General features: G+C 42.2%; 16 protein-coding genes. 14 read left to right on the top strand and 2 right to left on the bottom strand.

What is annotated here, in order from left to right:
• Positions 1–123: 123 nt before the first annotated feature.
• Positions 124–534 carry a DNA polymerase III subunit psi gene (locus PSF16_RS09395; RefSeq protein ID WP_006657092.1) on the top strand — a complete coding sequence of 137 codons (411 nt, stop codon included), beginning with the start codon at positions 124–126 and terminating at the stop codon, positions 532–534.
• Complete coding sequence (rimI, locus tag PSF16_RS09400; protein WP_006657093.1) at positions 503–973, top strand: ribosomal protein S18-alanine N-acetyltransferase; 471 nt, start codon at positions 503–505, stop codon at positions 971–973. Before PSF16_RS09395 ends, rimI begins: the two co-directional genes overlap by 32 nt.
• A 58-nt stretch (positions 974–1,031) precedes the next feature.
• Here rimI and PSF16_RS09405 read toward each other — a convergent pair whose 3' ends face one another.
• Complete coding sequence (locus PSF16_RS09405; RefSeq protein ID WP_036967399.1) at positions 1,032–1,976, bottom strand: LysR substrate-binding domain-containing protein; 945 nt, start codon at positions 1,974–1,976, stop codon at positions 1,032–1,034.
• Positions 1,977–2,072: 96 nt separating this feature from the next.
• Here PSF16_RS09405 and PSF16_RS09410 point away from each other — a divergent pair, with 96 nt between their 5' ends.
• The 12 genes from PSF16_RS09410 to PSF16_RS09465 all read left to right on the top strand — a co-directional run bounded on the left by PSF16_RS09410 (position 2,073) and on the right by PSF16_RS09465 (position 15,398).
• Positions 2,073–3,143, top strand: coding sequence for a tartrate dehydrogenase (locus tag PSF16_RS09410; protein WP_272689162.1), 1,071 nt, complete (start codon positions 2,073–2,075; stop codon positions 3,141–3,143).
• Between the two features lie 184 nt (positions 3,144–3,327).
• Positions 3,328–4,917, top strand: a complete 1,590-nt coding sequence (prfC, locus tag PSF16_RS09415; RefSeq protein ID WP_006657097.1) for a peptide chain release factor 3 — start codon at positions 3,328–3,330, stop codon at positions 4,915–4,917.
• A gap of 294 nt (positions 4,918–5,211) precedes the next feature.
• Positions 5,212–5,355, top strand: a complete 144-nt coding sequence (locus tag PSF16_RS09420) for a Hok/Gef family protein (RefSeq protein WP_071524961.1) — start codon at positions 5,212–5,214, stop codon at positions 5,353–5,355.
• A 268-nt stretch (positions 5,356–5,623) separates the two neighbouring features.
• A complete protein-coding gene (locus tag PSF16_RS09425; RefSeq protein ID WP_006657098.1) occupies positions 5,624–6,037 on the top strand; it encodes a BON domain-containing protein in 414 nt (137 codons plus the stop codon).
• Between the two features lie 144 nt (positions 6,038–6,181).
• Positions 6,182–7,261: a patatin-like phospholipase family protein gene (locus PSF16_RS09430; protein ID WP_006657100.1), complete on the top strand. Its 1,080-nt coding sequence runs from the start codon at positions 6,182–6,184 to the stop codon at positions 7,259–7,261.
• On the top strand, positions 7,251–8,051 hold the full coding sequence (locus PSF16_RS09435) for a TatD family hydrolase (RefSeq protein WP_272689163.1): 801 nt from the start codon (positions 7,251–7,253) through the stop codon (positions 8,049–8,051). Before PSF16_RS09430 ends, PSF16_RS09435 begins: the two co-directional genes overlap by 11 nt.
• A 280-nt stretch (positions 8,052–8,331) precedes the next feature.
• Positions 8,332–9,627 carry a NupC/NupG family nucleoside CNT transporter gene (locus PSF16_RS09440; RefSeq protein ID WP_006657102.1) on the top strand — a complete coding sequence of 432 codons (1,296 nt, stop codon included), beginning with the start codon at positions 8,332–8,334 and terminating at the stop codon, positions 9,625–9,627.
• Positions 9,628–10,086: 459 nt separating this feature from the next.
• A complete protein-coding gene (gene deoC / locus PSF16_RS09445) occupies positions 10,087–10,866 on the top strand; it encodes a deoxyribose-phosphate aldolase (RefSeq protein WP_006657103.1) in 780 nt (259 codons plus the stop codon).
• A gap of 99 nt (positions 10,867–10,965) precedes the next feature.
• Complete coding sequence (gene deoA / locus PSF16_RS09450; protein WP_006662838.1) at positions 10,966–12,288, top strand: thymidine phosphorylase; 1,323 nt, start codon at positions 10,966–10,968, stop codon at positions 12,286–12,288.
• 81 nt (positions 12,289–12,369) lie between these two features.
• A complete protein-coding gene (deoB, locus tag PSF16_RS09455) occupies positions 12,370–13,593 on the top strand; it encodes a phosphopentomutase (RefSeq protein ID WP_006657105.1) in 1,224 nt (407 codons plus the stop codon).
• 101 nt (positions 13,594–13,694) lie between these two features.
• On the top strand, positions 13,695–14,411 hold the full coding sequence (gene deoD, locus PSF16_RS09460) for a purine-nucleoside phosphorylase (RefSeq protein WP_006657106.1): 717 nt from the start codon (positions 13,695–13,697) through the stop codon (positions 14,409–14,411).
• Between the two features lie 219 nt (positions 14,412–14,630).
• Positions 14,631–15,398 carry a hypothetical protein gene (locus PSF16_RS09465; protein WP_272689164.1) on the top strand — a complete coding sequence of 256 codons (768 nt, stop codon included), beginning with the start codon at positions 14,631–14,633 and terminating at the stop codon, positions 15,396–15,398.
• A 109-nt stretch (positions 15,399–15,507) separates the two neighbouring features.
• On the opposite strand, the gene PSF16_RS09470 is transcribed toward PSF16_RS09465, so the two are convergent.
• Positions 15,508–15,999, bottom strand: a complete 492-nt coding sequence (locus tag PSF16_RS09470; protein ID WP_039861369.1) for a GNAT family N-acetyltransferase — start codon at positions 15,997–15,999, stop codon at positions 15,508–15,510.
• Between the last annotated feature and the right edge of the window lie 25 nt (positions 16,000–16,024).

Below are 16,024 nucleotides of genomic sequence, written 5' to 3' on the forward strand. Positions count from 1 at the left end.
CTCCTAAAATGAATATAACCACGCGGACTACCTTACCAGAAAAAAGATAAATAGCATTGCTCTGTTGGCGCTATTAATCCCCTTTGATAAGATGTGGTTGTTAACTAACGACTGGATAAAGCAATGACACGACGTGACAGACTTTTAGAACAAATGGGGATCACTCAATGGATGGTGAGAAATCCGACTGTGTTACGTGGTGAACGTGGTGTTCGCATTCCTGAGTCGACTAAGCTTATTATTATTACTGATGAGAACCTTGATTTAAACAGTCAGCTGTTAAAAGATATTTTTCTCGCAATGAAGATCAACGATGTTGATATTGTCTGTATTAATTCTCAGCAGCTAAAACTCATTCCAACACCAATAACTATACCTTGTTGGGTGATAGGGGATGGTATTCATCCCGAAGGTTCAAAAGTTACATTTATTTCTCCTGTTTTGTCTGAGCTGATAGCAAGCAGTAATGCTAAACAGGCACTATGGAAACAAATTTATCAATATGATGAAAATTTCAACACTCAAACAATCTGATCTCGCTACCGCCTTCTTAATTGAAAAGTTAAGTCATGATTTTCCATGGACTGAGCGAGTTTTTTATGGGAATCAAGGTGAAAAGTACCATAATCTAAAAATATCAGTTAATAATCAAATTGTTGGGTATGCAATAACACAATATGTATTAGATGAAGCTACGCTGTTCAATATTGCCATCCATCCTGATTTTCAAGGCCATGGCTACGGCCGTTTGTTATTAGAAAGATTAATTAACGACCTTGTTAGTCGAGGGATTTCGACGCTGTGGTTGGAAGTGAGAGAATCGAACGCGTCTGCGATTCATCTGTATGACAAACTGGGCTTTCAGCAAGCGACAGTGCGTAAAGATTATTATCCGACGAAAAATGGGCGGGAAGATGCGTTAGTACTAGCATTAACCTTGTTCAGTGAGGATATGTTTAGTCAAAAAGCGTAATACATTTTTCTAAAGAAAAACCATGGTAAGACTTGCGTGTTATCGTGGTTTTTTGTATTTAATCGCTTCCAACATAATGATATTCATCGTAAAAAATATTCGGTAAATGGGTAGTGAGGTACTTTTCAAGATTTTCAATGAAAACCCTAAGACTAGCACTATTACGTAAACTACGTGAATAGACAGCAAAAACATCAGCGCCTTGATGCCATTGTGGTAGAACGCGCACTAATTTTCCTGACTGAAGTTCAGGGAGAACACTCCAAAGTGAACGTAATAAAATCCCTTCACCACTGAGGCACCATTGTTTGGCGACTTCTCCGTTATTGACCATTAATTTACTATTCGGTGTGATGGTCATGCTTTCTTGTTGGTGCTCTAATTTCCAGATTGCGGGAGCTTGATTGCGCTCTTTGATGGCAATACACAAGTGTTTTTGTTCAAGTTCTTGAGGCAAAGATGGTTGCCCATATTTTTGGATATAGGCGGGAGAGGCGCAAAGTACTCGGTTATTGCGGGCTAACCGACGTGCAATGAATTGATCTGAAATGGTACCGCCAATGCAGATATCAAGATCGATATTCTCACTGATGATATCGATTGATCGATCCGTTAGCGTCAGATCAATACCTAAAATCGGGTAATCGGCACGTAATGCCAGAATAAAGGGATTCAGGTAGGTGCTACCAAAGCCTGTACTGCAACTGATGCGCAGTTCTCCGCGGATCTCATCGCGACAAGCTTGTAATTCTCCCTGCATTCGCTCTAATTCTTCCAGTAACAACTCACTGCTACGCAGAACAATTTTCCCTTCTGGCGTCAATTGAATGGCGCGAGCATTACGGAAAAACAGCGTTTGCCCTAAGTTTTCTTCCAGTAATTTAATGCGTTTCGATATATAGGCTGGAGATACCAATAGTAGCTCAGCCGCTTGGGAGAAGCTCATCAATCGGGCGACGGTGACAAATACACGGATATCTTCAAGCAACGGTAGCTTGTTCATAGTTTGTAAACCTAGGGATTACAGTTCATGCCTATACTTTATCACAGCAAGCCATAAACTGGAGAACATGGGTAGATAATAATAAGGGCGTTGAAAATGGCACAATTTAATATAGCAGTCATTCCGGGTGATGGAATTGGAACGGAAGTGATCCCTGAAGGATTACGTGTTTTAGAGGCAGCAGCACAAAAGCACGGTGTAAAGCTTAACTTTGCACACTTTGATTGGTCGTGTGAAACCTATCACCGTACTGGTCGTATGATGCCGGAAGATGGTCTAGAACAACTGAAAAAATTTGATGCCATTTTCTTAGGTGCCGTTGGGTTCCCAGGGGTTCCTGACCATATTTCCTTATGGGGTTTGTTGCTGCCAATTCGCCGTGCGTTTAATCAATATGTGAATTTGCGTCCGGTACGTTTATTTGAAGGGATTAAATGCCCGCTGGCGGATAAAAAACCGGGTGATATTGATTTTTATGTCGTGCGCGAAAACGTAGAGGGCGAATATTCTGCCATTGGTGGAATTCAGTATGAAGGGACGGAAGATGAAATGGTGTCCCAGCAAAGTATTTTTACCCGCAAAGGGACTGACCGAATTTTAAAATATGCTTTCGAACTTGCCCGTTCTCGCGATAAAAAACATTTAAGTTCAGCCACGAAATCCAATGGATTATTTCACTCAATGCCGTATTGGGATAGCCGTGTGGCTGAAATGGCGAAGCAGTACCCTGATGTAAAAGTTGACCAATTCCACATTGATATTTTTGCGGCTAACTTAGTGAGAATGCCGGAATTTTATGATGTGATTGTGGGATCAAACTTATTTGGAGATATTTTGTCAGATCTTGGGCCCGCCTGTACGGGGACGATTGCGATTGCACCGTCCGCGAATATCAATCCTGAAAAACACTTCCCATCGATGTTTGAACCTGTGCACGGTTCCGCACCGGATATTGCTGGGAAAAATATTGCTAACCCAATTGGCACTATCTGGGCGGCAGCGATGATGATGCAGCATCTTGGTTGCCAAGAAATGCACGATACGATTATGTCAGCGGTTGAAACGGCTATTCGTGAGCGCCGTCATTTGACTCGTGATATGGGCGGAAATGCCAGCACACAAGAATTAGGGCTGGAAATTGCTCAGTTAGTGACAGTGTCGGTGTAAGTTTATTGGGCTCCATCCTGTGGGTGGAGCGCCTAACATTTCAGGCTCTGATTGTTTATAACCCCAAGATCTGCGAAAATAACCGCCAATTACGATTAACAATACGGATTTGCTGCGCTAGAGCCACCTCGAGCCTCTTCCTGATGCCCATACAAATCTGGATATAGACGAAAAGAACGGTTAAATGACAGATCAGAATTTTCTCCATGAAGTTAGCACCCGTAGAACGTTTGCTATCATTTCTCACCCCGATGCCGGTAAAACCACGATCACTGAAAAAGTATTACTTTTTGGACACGCAATTCAACGTGCGGGAACGGTAAAAGGTCGCGGTTCTAACCAGCATGCCAAATCAGACTGGATGGAAATGGAAAAGCAGCGTGGTATCTCAATCACCACCTCTGTGATGCAATTTCCCTATAATGATTGCTTAGTGAACCTGTTAGACACCCCAGGACACGAAGACTTCTCGGAAGATACTTATCGTACATTAACTGCCGTTGACTGCTGCTTAATGGTTATCGACTCCGGTAAAGGGGTTGAGGATCGTACTCGTAAGCTGATGGAAGTTACCCGCCTGCGCGATACGCCAATTCTGACCTTTATGAACAAATTGGACCGTGATATTCGCGACCCAATGGAGCTGTTAGATGAAGTGGAAAATGAGCTGAAAATTGCTTGTTGCCCAATCACATGGCCAATTGGCTGCGGTAAGTTATTCAAAGGTGTTTACCACTTACTGCGTGACGAAACCATTTTGTATCAAACAGGTCAAGGTCATACAATTCAAGAAGTCCGCATCGTTAAAGGGTTAAATAACCCTGAGTTAGATGCGGAAGTGGGCGATGAGTTAGCGTCTCAATTACGTGAAGAGCTGGAGCTAGTTCAAGGGGCTTCCCATGAATTTGACCACGATGCCTTTATCGCGGGTGAGTTAACCCCCGTCTTCTTTGGGACTGCATTAGGTAACTTTGGCGTCGACCATATGCTTGATGGCCTTGTTGAGTGGGCACCGGCACCGCAAGCACGTAAAACGGATGTGCGTGAAGTGGAAGCCACTGAAGAGAAATTTACAGGTTTCGTTTTCAAAATTCAGGCGAATATGGATCCAAAACACCGTGACCGTGTTGCCTTTATGCGTATCGTCTCGGGAACCTATGAAAAAGGCATGAAACTGCGTCAAGTTCGTACTAAGAAAGACGTAGTGATTTCAGATGCTCTAACCTTTATGGCGGGCGATCGTTCTCAAGTCGAGAATGCGTATGCAGGGGATATTATTGGCTTGCATAACCATGGAACTATCCAGATTGGTGATACTTTCACGCAAGGCGAAGAGCTGAAATTTACAGGGATCCCGAACTTTGCACCTGAATTATTCCGTCGTATTCGTCTGCGTGATCCTCTGAAGCAGAAGCAGTTACTGAAAGGCTTGGTTCAGTTATCAGAAGAGGGTGCCGTGCAGGTATTCCGCCCATTAACGAATAATGACCTGATTGTGGGTGCGGTCGGGGTACTGCAATTTGACGTCGTCGTTTCTCGCTTAAAAAGTGAATATAACGTTGAAGCGATTTATGAAGCCGTTAACGTGTCTACCGCACGTTGGGTTGAGTGCGATGATGTGAAAAAATTCGAAGAATTTAAGCGCAAAAATGAGCAAAATTTAGCGTTAGATGGTGGTGACAATTTATCTTATATTGCACCAACAATGGTTAACTTGAACTTAACCAGCGAACGTTATCCTGAAGTGAAATTCCGTAAGACACGCGAACATTAATCATTCTTTATTCTTCACGTGATAATTTTGAAATGGCCAACTTAGTTGGTCATTTTTGTTATATATCTGATTAATTATCAATTTATTCAATTAAGTAGCTACTGGAACGAGTATTTTTTCGTGAAGGGCATGCTGCTATGATGACTGTGGGTGCTTGGATCATTTGGGTTCAAGCAGACAACAGGTTGTGAGGACTAAAAAGACGAAAGCCCCGAGTTCTATTTAACAGTAACTCGAGGCAGTCTCCAACCAGCAACTGGATTCTGTCTCCTTTTTGTACAGGAGTCAAGAGGAATGACCAAGTTCGCTCTGATAGGGCTAATGACCGTGTGTATCACGGTATTGTGTCTTTCACTACAACTGCGGGATCGGTTATGTACGGTCAATGTAGTGAGTGGAAATACAAAGGTTCAAGCTACTCTGTTATGTATTGAGTAGTCTGGTGGGGGAGTTATCCCCCACATTTCTCTTCTGTTGTTCGTTGGTGGTACAGGCACCCTATTTTTCTATTCTTACTACAGCCTACAGCTAGAGAATGATTTGTCGCTTTCTGATTTGAATAATCGAATTAAGAATATTTTTCTGGGAATAAAATTTTTCCTTTAGTAATCCTCTGATAGATGAGTTATTTGACTTTATTTTTACCTATTTTTTACTTAGGCTATGACATTGTTAGTTTATTAATCATACCAAGAGGAAGGTTCCAATGAAAAAGATCGCCGTTTTACGTTCTTTAGGTGTCATTGGGTTGAGCTGGGCACTTTTTGCTTGTAGCTCATCATCGGATAGCGCCTTGAAAAAACAAGCTTCGGAAACTTGGGACAGCGCAGCTAAAACTGTTGAAATGGCAGGAAAAGATACAGGAAATGCCATTTCTAGTGGCGTGAAAAGCACCGACACTTATATGGATGATTCATCTATTACTGCGGATATTAAAAGTAAGCTCTTAAGTACGAGTGGAATCCCAAGCAATAGCGTCTCAGTGAAAACGATTCAAGGTGTGGTTTACCTCTCAGGTTTCCTTAAATCTAGCGAACAAATAAATCAAGTTGTACAAATCGCCTCGACAGCAAAAGGTGTAAAATCAGTACAAAATGGTTTAGTTCTGGCAGATAAGTAATTTCTTTTAAATGGGCTTTCAATTGAAAGCTCATTTTGCTATTTGCTCTCCCAGAGAAAAGCGGTTTAATGAAAACCAATGTCATTTGATTGATAGTGGGATTGATGAACGAGTCGTCAATGTCAATATAGATAAAGGGTTACTATGGGAAAGCATGTTCCAGTCACTTTAGGCACGATTGAGCCACTCGCATTTTCTGACGAAATTAACGGAGGAAAAACCGCACTTATTTGTGAAGGAGGCGGTCAGCGTGGTATTTTCACTGCGGGTGTATTGGATGAGTTTTTGATAGAAAACTTTAACCCTTTTGATTTGATGATTGGAACCTCTGCAGGCGCTCAAAATCTATCGGCTTATATCTGTGGGCAAGCAGGTTATGCTCGCCGAGTCATTACGCGCTATACCACCAACCTTGATTTTTTTAACCCACTGCGATTCATTCGTGGCGGGAATTTAATCGACCTTGATTGGTTGATTGAAACGACGGCGAAAGAGTTCCCTCTTAATATGGATGCAGGGCTTGAATTGTTAAAGTCTGGGCGTGAATTCTATATGGGAGCAAGCCGTAGTGATGATTTTTCTGCTGAATTTTTACAACCGGATGCGGATTCGTGGTTAGACATCATTCGCGCTTCCAGTGCAATTCCTGGGTTTTATCGGACAGGCGTTGAATTTAGTGGTGTGCGATATCATGATGGTGGAATCAGCGCAGCTATCCCTGTTGAAGAAGCTTATCGGCGTGGTGCTGACACCATTGTTGTAGTTCGTACAGTGCCTTCTCAGATGTATTTTACACCTGAGTGGGTTAAGCGTATGACGCGTTGGTTAGAAGGGGATAATTCGGCGTTACAGCGAATGGCTGCGATGTTAAAAGTTCACTTAAAAAGCTACCGTAAAACCCAAGAATTTATTGAAAACCCACCTGATGGCGTACAAATTTTTGAAATTTACCCGCCCACACCGCTGAAAAGTAGTGCGTTGGGTAGTAAAATTAGTGCCTTAAATCAAGACTATCATGTAGGTCGTCGTTGTGGACGCTATTTTATTGCTGCATTGGCTCAACAATTTGCCAGTAATGATACGAGTTTTAATCGATTTTCTAAGCGTAGACATTCGTTAGAATTGGCCCATATAGAAGATCAGGAAGAATCCTTACTAGTCGAAAAGGTGGCTGATGTTGTTGGCGCTAACGTTTTGCAAGGTAGCCAAGTGCATGATGGATAATCCTCGTTTTATCGATACCCACTGTCATTTTGATTTTCCTCCATTTAGCGATGCATTGTCAGACAGCTTAGAGAAAGCCGCAGAAGGAGGGATAACAGATATCATTATCCCAACGGTGAGTGCAGATAATTTTCAGCGAGTTTGGAGTCTCTCTCTTGATTATCCCCAGTTGTATGCCGCAATGGGGTTTCATCCCTTGTATTTAAGTCAGTTTCAAGAAGTGCATTTTGAAATGCTGGTAGATTTTTTGGCGCGTAAAAGTAAAAAATGTATCGCTATTGGGGAGATTGGACTCGACCTCTATATGCAAGATCCACAATTTGAGCGCCAACAAATACTGCTTCAGCGTCAACTGAAGTTAGCTAAACAGTTTGACTTACCGATTATCCTGCATTCGAGAAAATCCCATGATCAACTGGCTGCCATGTTACGTCGCCATGATGTTCCTGCTCGTGGTGTGGTGCATGGCTTTGCGGGTAGTCTCTCTCAGGCTGAAAACTTTGTGAAATTGGGATATTACATCGGTGTTGGCGGAACAATCACTTATGAGCGGGCCAATAAAACACGCCAAGTGATGGCACAACTTCCGCTAAGTTGTTTAGTGTTTGAGACTGATGCGCCGGATATGCCTGTATCCGGTTTTCAAGGTGAACCTAATCGACCTGAGCGTATTCAGTGGGTATTTCAGTCTTTATGTGAGCTGCGACACGAATCTGCCGATGAGATAGCACAACAACTTTACAACAATAGTCGGACGTTATTTAATCTAAATCAGACCAAAATGCGCTAATTGATAATTATTTCTTATGTATCTCCATGAGTTACTCAAGTAAAACCATTCAGTTTTTTACCTAATAGACTATCGTATTCGTGCCTTTCCAGACTAAACTGACTGCCTATTGTGATGTTTATCACAATATTTGAATTTATGTTGCTTATTGCACTTTGGATTTGTGATGAATATTGCGGGTTATTAATGATGACTGGTTATAATCATCGAACTAAGACTCGCGGAGCCTTACGAGTTTATTTATACATTAACCTAGAATTAAGTGAACAGGGATACTTCCATGCAACTCATTTTGAGTATTGTTGGGATGGCGGTGCTTATTGCGATAGCCGTTCTTTTCTCCAGCAATCGTCGAGCCATTAGACTTCGTACAGTCGGCGGTGCTTTTTTAATCCAAGTCGCCATTGGTGCATTTGTTCTTTATGTCCCTGCGGGGCGCAGTGTTTTAGAAGGTATGTCTAACGGCGTATCTAAAGTTATCGGTTATGGCCAAGATGGGATGAGCTTTATCTTTGGCGGACTGGTTTCTGACAAAATGTTTGAGTTATTTGGCGGTGGCGGTTTTATCTTTGCTTTCCGTGTATTGCCTATCATCGTATTCTTCTCATCATTGATTGCAGTCCTGTATTATCTTGGCATCATGCAACTGGTCATCAAAATTCTAGGTGGTGGTCTGCAAAAAGTTCTGGGAACCTCAAGAACCGAGTCTTTATCTGCAACAGCGAATATTTTCGTTGGTCAAACAGAAGCCCCTCTGGTTGTTCGTCCTTATATTTCGACCATGACGACCTCTGAACTATTTGCCATCATGTGTGGTGGTTTAGCCTCTGTAGCGGGCTCTGTCTTAGCTGGTTATGCGCAAATGGGCGTTCCAATGGAGTACCTGATTGCAGCATCCTTCATGGCGGCGCCGGGTGGTTTGCTATTTGCTAAATTAATGGTGCCAGAAACAGAAGTGGCTAGAGATAATGTGGATGCCAAAGATTTAGTCGCTGAGGAAGATCGCCCAACGAATATCATTGATGCCGCAGCATCTGGTGCAGCATCCGGTATGCAGCTGGCTCTGAACGTGGGGGCTATGTTACTCGCGTTTATCGCATTAATCGCTCTGATCAACGGTATTTTAGGTGGCGTCGGTGGTTGGTTTAACTATCCACAATTATCCCTAGAATTATTATTGGGCTGGGTATTTGCGCCAATCGCATACCTTATTGGTGTGCCATGGAGCGAAGCGACTATTGCAGGCTCATTTATTGGTCAAAAAGTCGTTGTAAACGAATTCGTGGCTTTCATGAACTTCGGTGAATATATGAAAGCAGATGCGGATGTGATTGCAGCGGGTAAACAAGTTCTGTCTGATCACTCTAAAGCGATTATTTCTTTCGCACTGTGTGGTTTTGCAAACTTGTCTTCTGTGGCAATTTTGCTGGGTGGCTTAGGTGGAATGGCTCCAAATCGCCGTAGTGATGTCGCTCGTTTAGGTATGAAAGCCGTTATGGCCGGTACGCTCTCTAACTTAATGAGCGCAACCATCGCAGGCTTCTTCTTAACCTTGGCAGCAATGACCGCAATGTAATCCCTCTATTTTGCAGCGGAAGGGCAATTTGTCTTTCCGCTGTCATTTTCTTCTGAGATATTCTTTTTCTGTTTTGTATCGTAACTCTTACTTTTTCAACTATCCTTAACGTAATCAATTTATGACGAAGCGGCGGCAGTCAGTATAATGACGGTGAAACAGTGAGTGATTACCTGCTATACTGTGATATTGTTCACGGATATATATTTAATAATGTAACGTTCAGTCGATAAATGTGATTTGTAGCGCATAAAATATCCCAGTTACGTGGTCAAATAGGTATTAGTAAGTTGCCACGGAACTGATAGTTCTTAGAGTCAACTGACTCTAGGGCACCGTGCGGTGAGATGGATCTCAGCTGCTGAGTTTGGAAAACCTAACTAGCATCTTTATGGAACAAGCCCGCTCGCCAACAAAGAACGTATCGTTCTGAAAGAATTAACATCGTTGGAGAGTTATATGACTGATTTAAAAGCAGCAGCGCAACGCGCACTGACCCTGATGGACTTAACCACATTGAATGATGACGACACTGATGCGAAAGTTATCGCACTATGTCATCAGGCAAAAAGCCCAGCAGGCCACACCGCTGCTATCTGTATTTATCCTCGTTTTATTCCTATTGCACGTAAAACATTACGTGAACAAGGAACACCCGATATCCGTATTGCAACTGTCACCAACTTCCCACATGGTAATGATGATATTGAAATTGCATTAGCAGAAACGAAAGCGGCTATCGCTTACGGTGCTGATGAAGTTGATGTTGTTTTCCCTTATCGTGCATTGATGGCAGGGAATGAAAAAATCGGTTTCGATTTAGTGAAAGCATGTAAAGATGCATGTGCAGAAGCAAATGTATTACTGAAAGTCATCATTGAAACAGGCGAATTAAAAGACGCAGATTTAATTCGTAAGGCATCTGAAATTTCAATCAATGCAGGTGCTGATTTTATTAAGACATCGACAGGTAAAGTACCTGTGAATGCCACTTTAGAAAGCGCTGAAATCATGATGCAAGTCATCCATGATATGGGCGTCGCGAAAAGTGTTGGTTTCAAACCTGCTGGCGGTGTTCGTACCGCTGAAGAAGCAGCACAATATTTAGCCTTAGCAAGCAAAATCTTAGGCGACAATTGGGCGGATGCTCGCCATTTCCGTTTTGGGGCATCTAGCTTATTAGCGAACTTATTAAATACGCTAGGATTTGACGTTAAAAAGTCTACTAGCAGCTATTAATAATCGCAGTCATCAGTGATATCAGACTATTGCCCAATCGATTCTGGGCAATAGCAGTGACTGTTTAGCCGAAGAATTCGATGTAAAAAGGAGCCTATTGTGTTTCTCGCTCAAGAAATTATTCGTAAAAAACGTGATGGCAAATCATTAAGTGAAGAGGAAATTCGTTTCTTCATCAATGGTGTGCGTGATAACACTGTTTCTGAAGGTCAAATTGCTGCCTTAGCAATGACTATCTATTTCAATGACATGACAACGCCTGAACGTGTCGCACTGACGCTCGCAATGCGTGACTCAGGTTCCGTATTAAATTGGAAATCACTGAATCTGAATGGTCCATTAGTGGATAAACACTCCACGGGTGGCGTTGGTGATGTCACTTCATTGATGTTAGGTCCAATGGTCGCGGCTTGCGGTGGTTATGTACCAATGATTTCTGGTCGTGGTTTGGGTCATACGGGTGGAACATTAGATAAGCTTGAAGCCATTCCAGGATTTGATATTTTCCCTGACGATGAACGTTTCCGAGATATTATTAAGCATGTTGGTGTGGCGATTATTGGGCAAACTAATTCGTTAGCACCTGCGGATAAACGCTTTTATGCAACCCGTGATATCACAGCTACTGTTGACTCTATCCCACTGATCACTGCCTCTATTTTAGGTAAGAAGTTAGCCGAAGGTTTAGACGCCTTAGTGATGGACGTTAAGGTGGGTTCTGGCGCATTTATGCCAACGTATGAAAAATCAGAGCAACTGGCTGAATCCATTGTTCAAGTGGCGAATGGCGCGGGCTGTAATACCACGGCACTACTAACCGATATGAACGAAGTTCTCGCATCTAGCGCAGGTAACGCTGTCGAAGTCCGTGAAGCCGTCCAGTTCCTGACTGGTGAATACCGTAACCCACGTTTATTTGAAGTTACGATGGCGTTATGTGTTGAAATGTTGGTATCGGGTAAATTGGCAGCTAATCGTGAAGAGGCCCGCCAGAAATTACAAGCGGTACTGGACAACGGTCAAGCCGCTGAAGTATTTGGTCGTATGGTTGCGGCACAAAAAGGTCCGAAAGATTTTGTTGAGAACTACAACAAATATCTGCCAACAGCAGTGCTTAGCAAAGCTGTTTATGCACCACAAGCCGGCATTATCACACAAATGGACACACGAGCACTGGGTATGTCTGTGGTAACGTTAGGTGGTGGTCGTCGTAAAGCAACTGACCCAATCGATTATAGCGTTGGTTTAAGTGAAATCGCAGCATTAGGTAGCAAAGTTGATACCCAAACTCCACTTGCGATTATTCATGCCAATAGCGAAAAATCATGGGAAGATGCGGCGAAAGAAGTTCGTGCTGCTATGATTATTGGGGATAAAGCCCCTGAAGCGACGCCTATGGTCTATCGTCAAATTAGTGAATAAACCGATATCCGCATTTTTCATCGAAAGGTGCGGGTTAGATTGAAGCGATGAACAGATAAGCTGTATCGCAGGAGAATAAATATGAAACGCACATTTATTATGGTATTGGATTCCTTTGGGATCGGTGCTGCGGGTGATGCCCACAAATTCGGTGACGAAGGTTCAAACACACTTGGTCATATCGCAGAAGCTTGTGCTCGCGGTGAAGCTGATAAAGGTCGTAAAGGTCCATTACACCTGCCTAACTTAACAAAATTAGGTTTAGGTAAAGCAGGAGAAGAATCGAGCGGAAAATTCCCTGTGGGTCTGGATCCTAATGCGGAAATCATCGGCGCTTATGGTTATGCAAGCGAGCTTTCTTCAGGTAAAGATACGCCATCAGGTCACTGGGAAATCGCAGGTGTTCCTGTTCTGTTTGACTGGGGCTATTTCGAAAAACATGAAAACAGCTTCCCTCAGGAGCTGTTGGATACACTGGTCGAAAAAGCCAATTTACCGGGTTATTTAGGTAACTGTCACTCATCGGGTACAGTGATCCTTGATGAACTGGGTGAAGAGCACATGAAAACGGGTAAACCGATTTTCTACACCTCTGCGGACTCTGTATTCCAAATCGCGTGCCATGAAGAGACTTATGGTTTAGATAAGCTGTATGAACTGTGCGAAATTGCCCGTGAAGAGTTAACCAAAGGTGGTTACAACATCGGTCGTGTTATTGCGCGTCCATTTGTCGGTGACAAAGCGGGTCATTTTGAGCGTACAGGTAACCGTCATGATTTAGCGGTTGAGCCACCAGCGCCAACTGTTCTGCAAAAATTAGTCGAAGAGAAACAAGGTGAAGTCGTTTCTATCGGTAAAATTGCAGATATTTATGCACACGTCGGTATTACTAAGAAAATCAAAGCAACGGGTATTAACGCGTTATTTGATGCCACTTTAGAAGAGATGAAAATTGCGGGTGATGACACGATTGTTTTCACTAACTTCGTTGATTTTGACTCAGCTTATGGTCACCGTCGTGATGTTGCAGGTTATGCCGCAGCGTTGGAATTATTTGACAGCCGTCTGCCTGAAATGCTGAAACTGGTTAAAGAAGACGACATTCTGATCTTAACTGCAGACCATGGTTGTGACCCAACATGGCCAGGTACTGACCATACTCGTGAGCATATCCCTGTTCTGGTGTATGGACCGAAAGTTAAACCGGGTTCTTTAGGTCACCGTGAAACGTTCTCGGATATTGGTCAGACAGTCGCAAAATATTTTGATTTATCACCAATGGATTACGGTAAGTCTATGTTCTAAGACCTGTTTCTTTACTGAAACGGCCATAAGGTGATTTAAAAATAAGGCAGGCAACTGCCTTATTTATTGTGAACAATTTTAATGATTAAAAGGGAATACGAATGGCTACTCCACATATTAATGCAGAAATGGGTGATTTCGCTGACGTCGTACTGATGCCGGGTGACCCACTGCGCGCGAAGTACATTGCAGAAACTTTCCTTCAAGACGTTCGTCAGGTTAATAACGTACGTGGTATGTTAGGTTTCACAGGGACTTATAAAGGTCGTAAGATCTCAGTTATGGGTCATGGTATGGGGATTCCTTCATGCTCTATCTATGCGAAAGAGCTGATCACTGATTTTGGTGTTAAAACACTGATCCGTGTAGGTTCATGTGGTGCGGTGATGGATGACGTGAAACTGCGTGATGTGGTTATCGGTATGGGCGCATGCACAGACTCTAAAGTCAACCGCCAGCGTTTCAAAGACCATGACTTTGCTGCAATTGCAGACTATGACTTAGTTCATAACGCAGTTGAAGCTGCAAAAGCGCGTAACGTGAATGTGCGTGTAGGTAACCTGTTCTCTGCGGATTTGTTCTATTCTCCAGATCCAGACATGTTTAAAGTGATGGAAAAATACGGCATTCTGGGCGTAGAAATGGAAGCCGCGGGTATTTATGGTGTTGCTGCTGAGTTTGGTGCTCGTGCACTGACGATCTGCACCGTTTCTGACCATATCAAAACGGGCGAGCAAACTACCTCTGAAGAGCGTCAAACTACGTTCAATGAAATGATTGAAATCGCATTAGATTCAGTTCTGTTAGGCGATAAGTAATCGCTGATTAGAACGCCAATCTGAAGACAAAAATGCCACTTTCGAGTGGCATTTTTGTCTAATTTTTAGCTTAAAAGCTCACTTTGTTATTTATGATACAAGAGTTTATTATTTATCGACAAAATAAATAATGTCATCGCTATATGATATAAATAATAATTCATAAAAAATATTATCAACCTATATGAATTTTATATTAATAAAGGTAAAAATATTTTTATGAGAATTAAATGCTCAACATCCATCGAATACACAATTTTATTGAGATTATTAAACCAAAATGTATCAGATGCATCCCTGAAAAAAATAGCGAAAAAAATAAGGGCTGTGAAGCACCAAAATACACCTGAAGTGTTTGAAAATAGGCTGAAACGTGTTCAAAAGTTAGTGGGTAAGATAAAATCTTATCAAGTGAGAGATAAAATTTCCAAGGTTATTGTTGATAGTATAGGGGAGGCTGTTTTTTCTTCTTCGGTGAATGTTCAAAAATATGAAAATAAGCCGATTAGTCACCTTAAATTGTTTAATCGAACTGAGATGGATTTGGGAAAAGAGAAAAGCTCTCTTACTGGTTTTCATGGTTATATAAATAATTTTCGTGATACTGGAGAGCCTGCGCTTAGCCTACATGGCTCTGAAGTTGAGCAATTTTCTTTTGATGTTGGATTAAAATTATTGCAAGGAAAAGGGGATTCAACATTTTATATTTCTAGCTCAGCAAATGCACTAGTGAAGTACTTAAAAAAACGGTTTCATTTAGATCTAAAAAATAGTGATGTTCCATTACATGTTTTAAGTTGCCATGGTCACCAGCATGGTGCGGCGTTAGCCCAAGCCTTTAACCGACCGGTTTATACATACTCAAAAGATCTTGTTTTCGTCAATGAGCTGAAACATTATTTACTAAATAAAAATACTACAGTTAATGATAAAAATGGTGATGTGGCTATACCAACACTGCATTATCCTAATAGGTCGATAGCATAGTCGGGTTCATCTATCATTATATAGGCTGGATATTTTTATTGTGAATCTACCTATTCAGTTCATGGTTTAGAGATACTGAATAGGTAATTGATATAAGGAAGGAATAGACTTACTTTATTCGGCTCATCATAATGGCATCCACATATTCACCATCACGAAAAGCATAATCACGCATCACGCCTTCTTGCTTGAAACCAAACTTTTCATACAGATCCAAGCCACTTCCATTTGCAGCAAAGACTTCCAATTCAATACGATGGACATTCAACCAGTTATCACAGTAGTCCACCATCACTTGCATTAATTGTGTGCCAATTCCTTTACCTTGATAGGCTTCACTGACCGTAATACCAAAGCTTGCTACATGCCGACGTCGCACTTGTGAGGGTTGATGCACAACCAGTAACCCTACTACGGTTTCATTGATTGTAGCCACAAACTGGGTGACGAGGGGGTCATTCGCACCTAGCCGTGCTTCCCATGTTTTTGTCGTTGGGTAAGGGAGTTGTAAAGTATTGGCATAGGCGGAGTAATCCGCATGCATTTGCGTGATTGCAGGAACATCGTCTAATGTGGCTCTGCGGATGGTTACGTCACTCATATATAGCTCCTCATTTTTATACCCC

The organism is Providencia sp. PROV033 (assembly GCF_028484855.1).
GTDB lineage: Bacteria > Pseudomonadota > Gammaproteobacteria > Enterobacterales > Enterobacteriaceae > Providencia > Providencia alcalifaciens.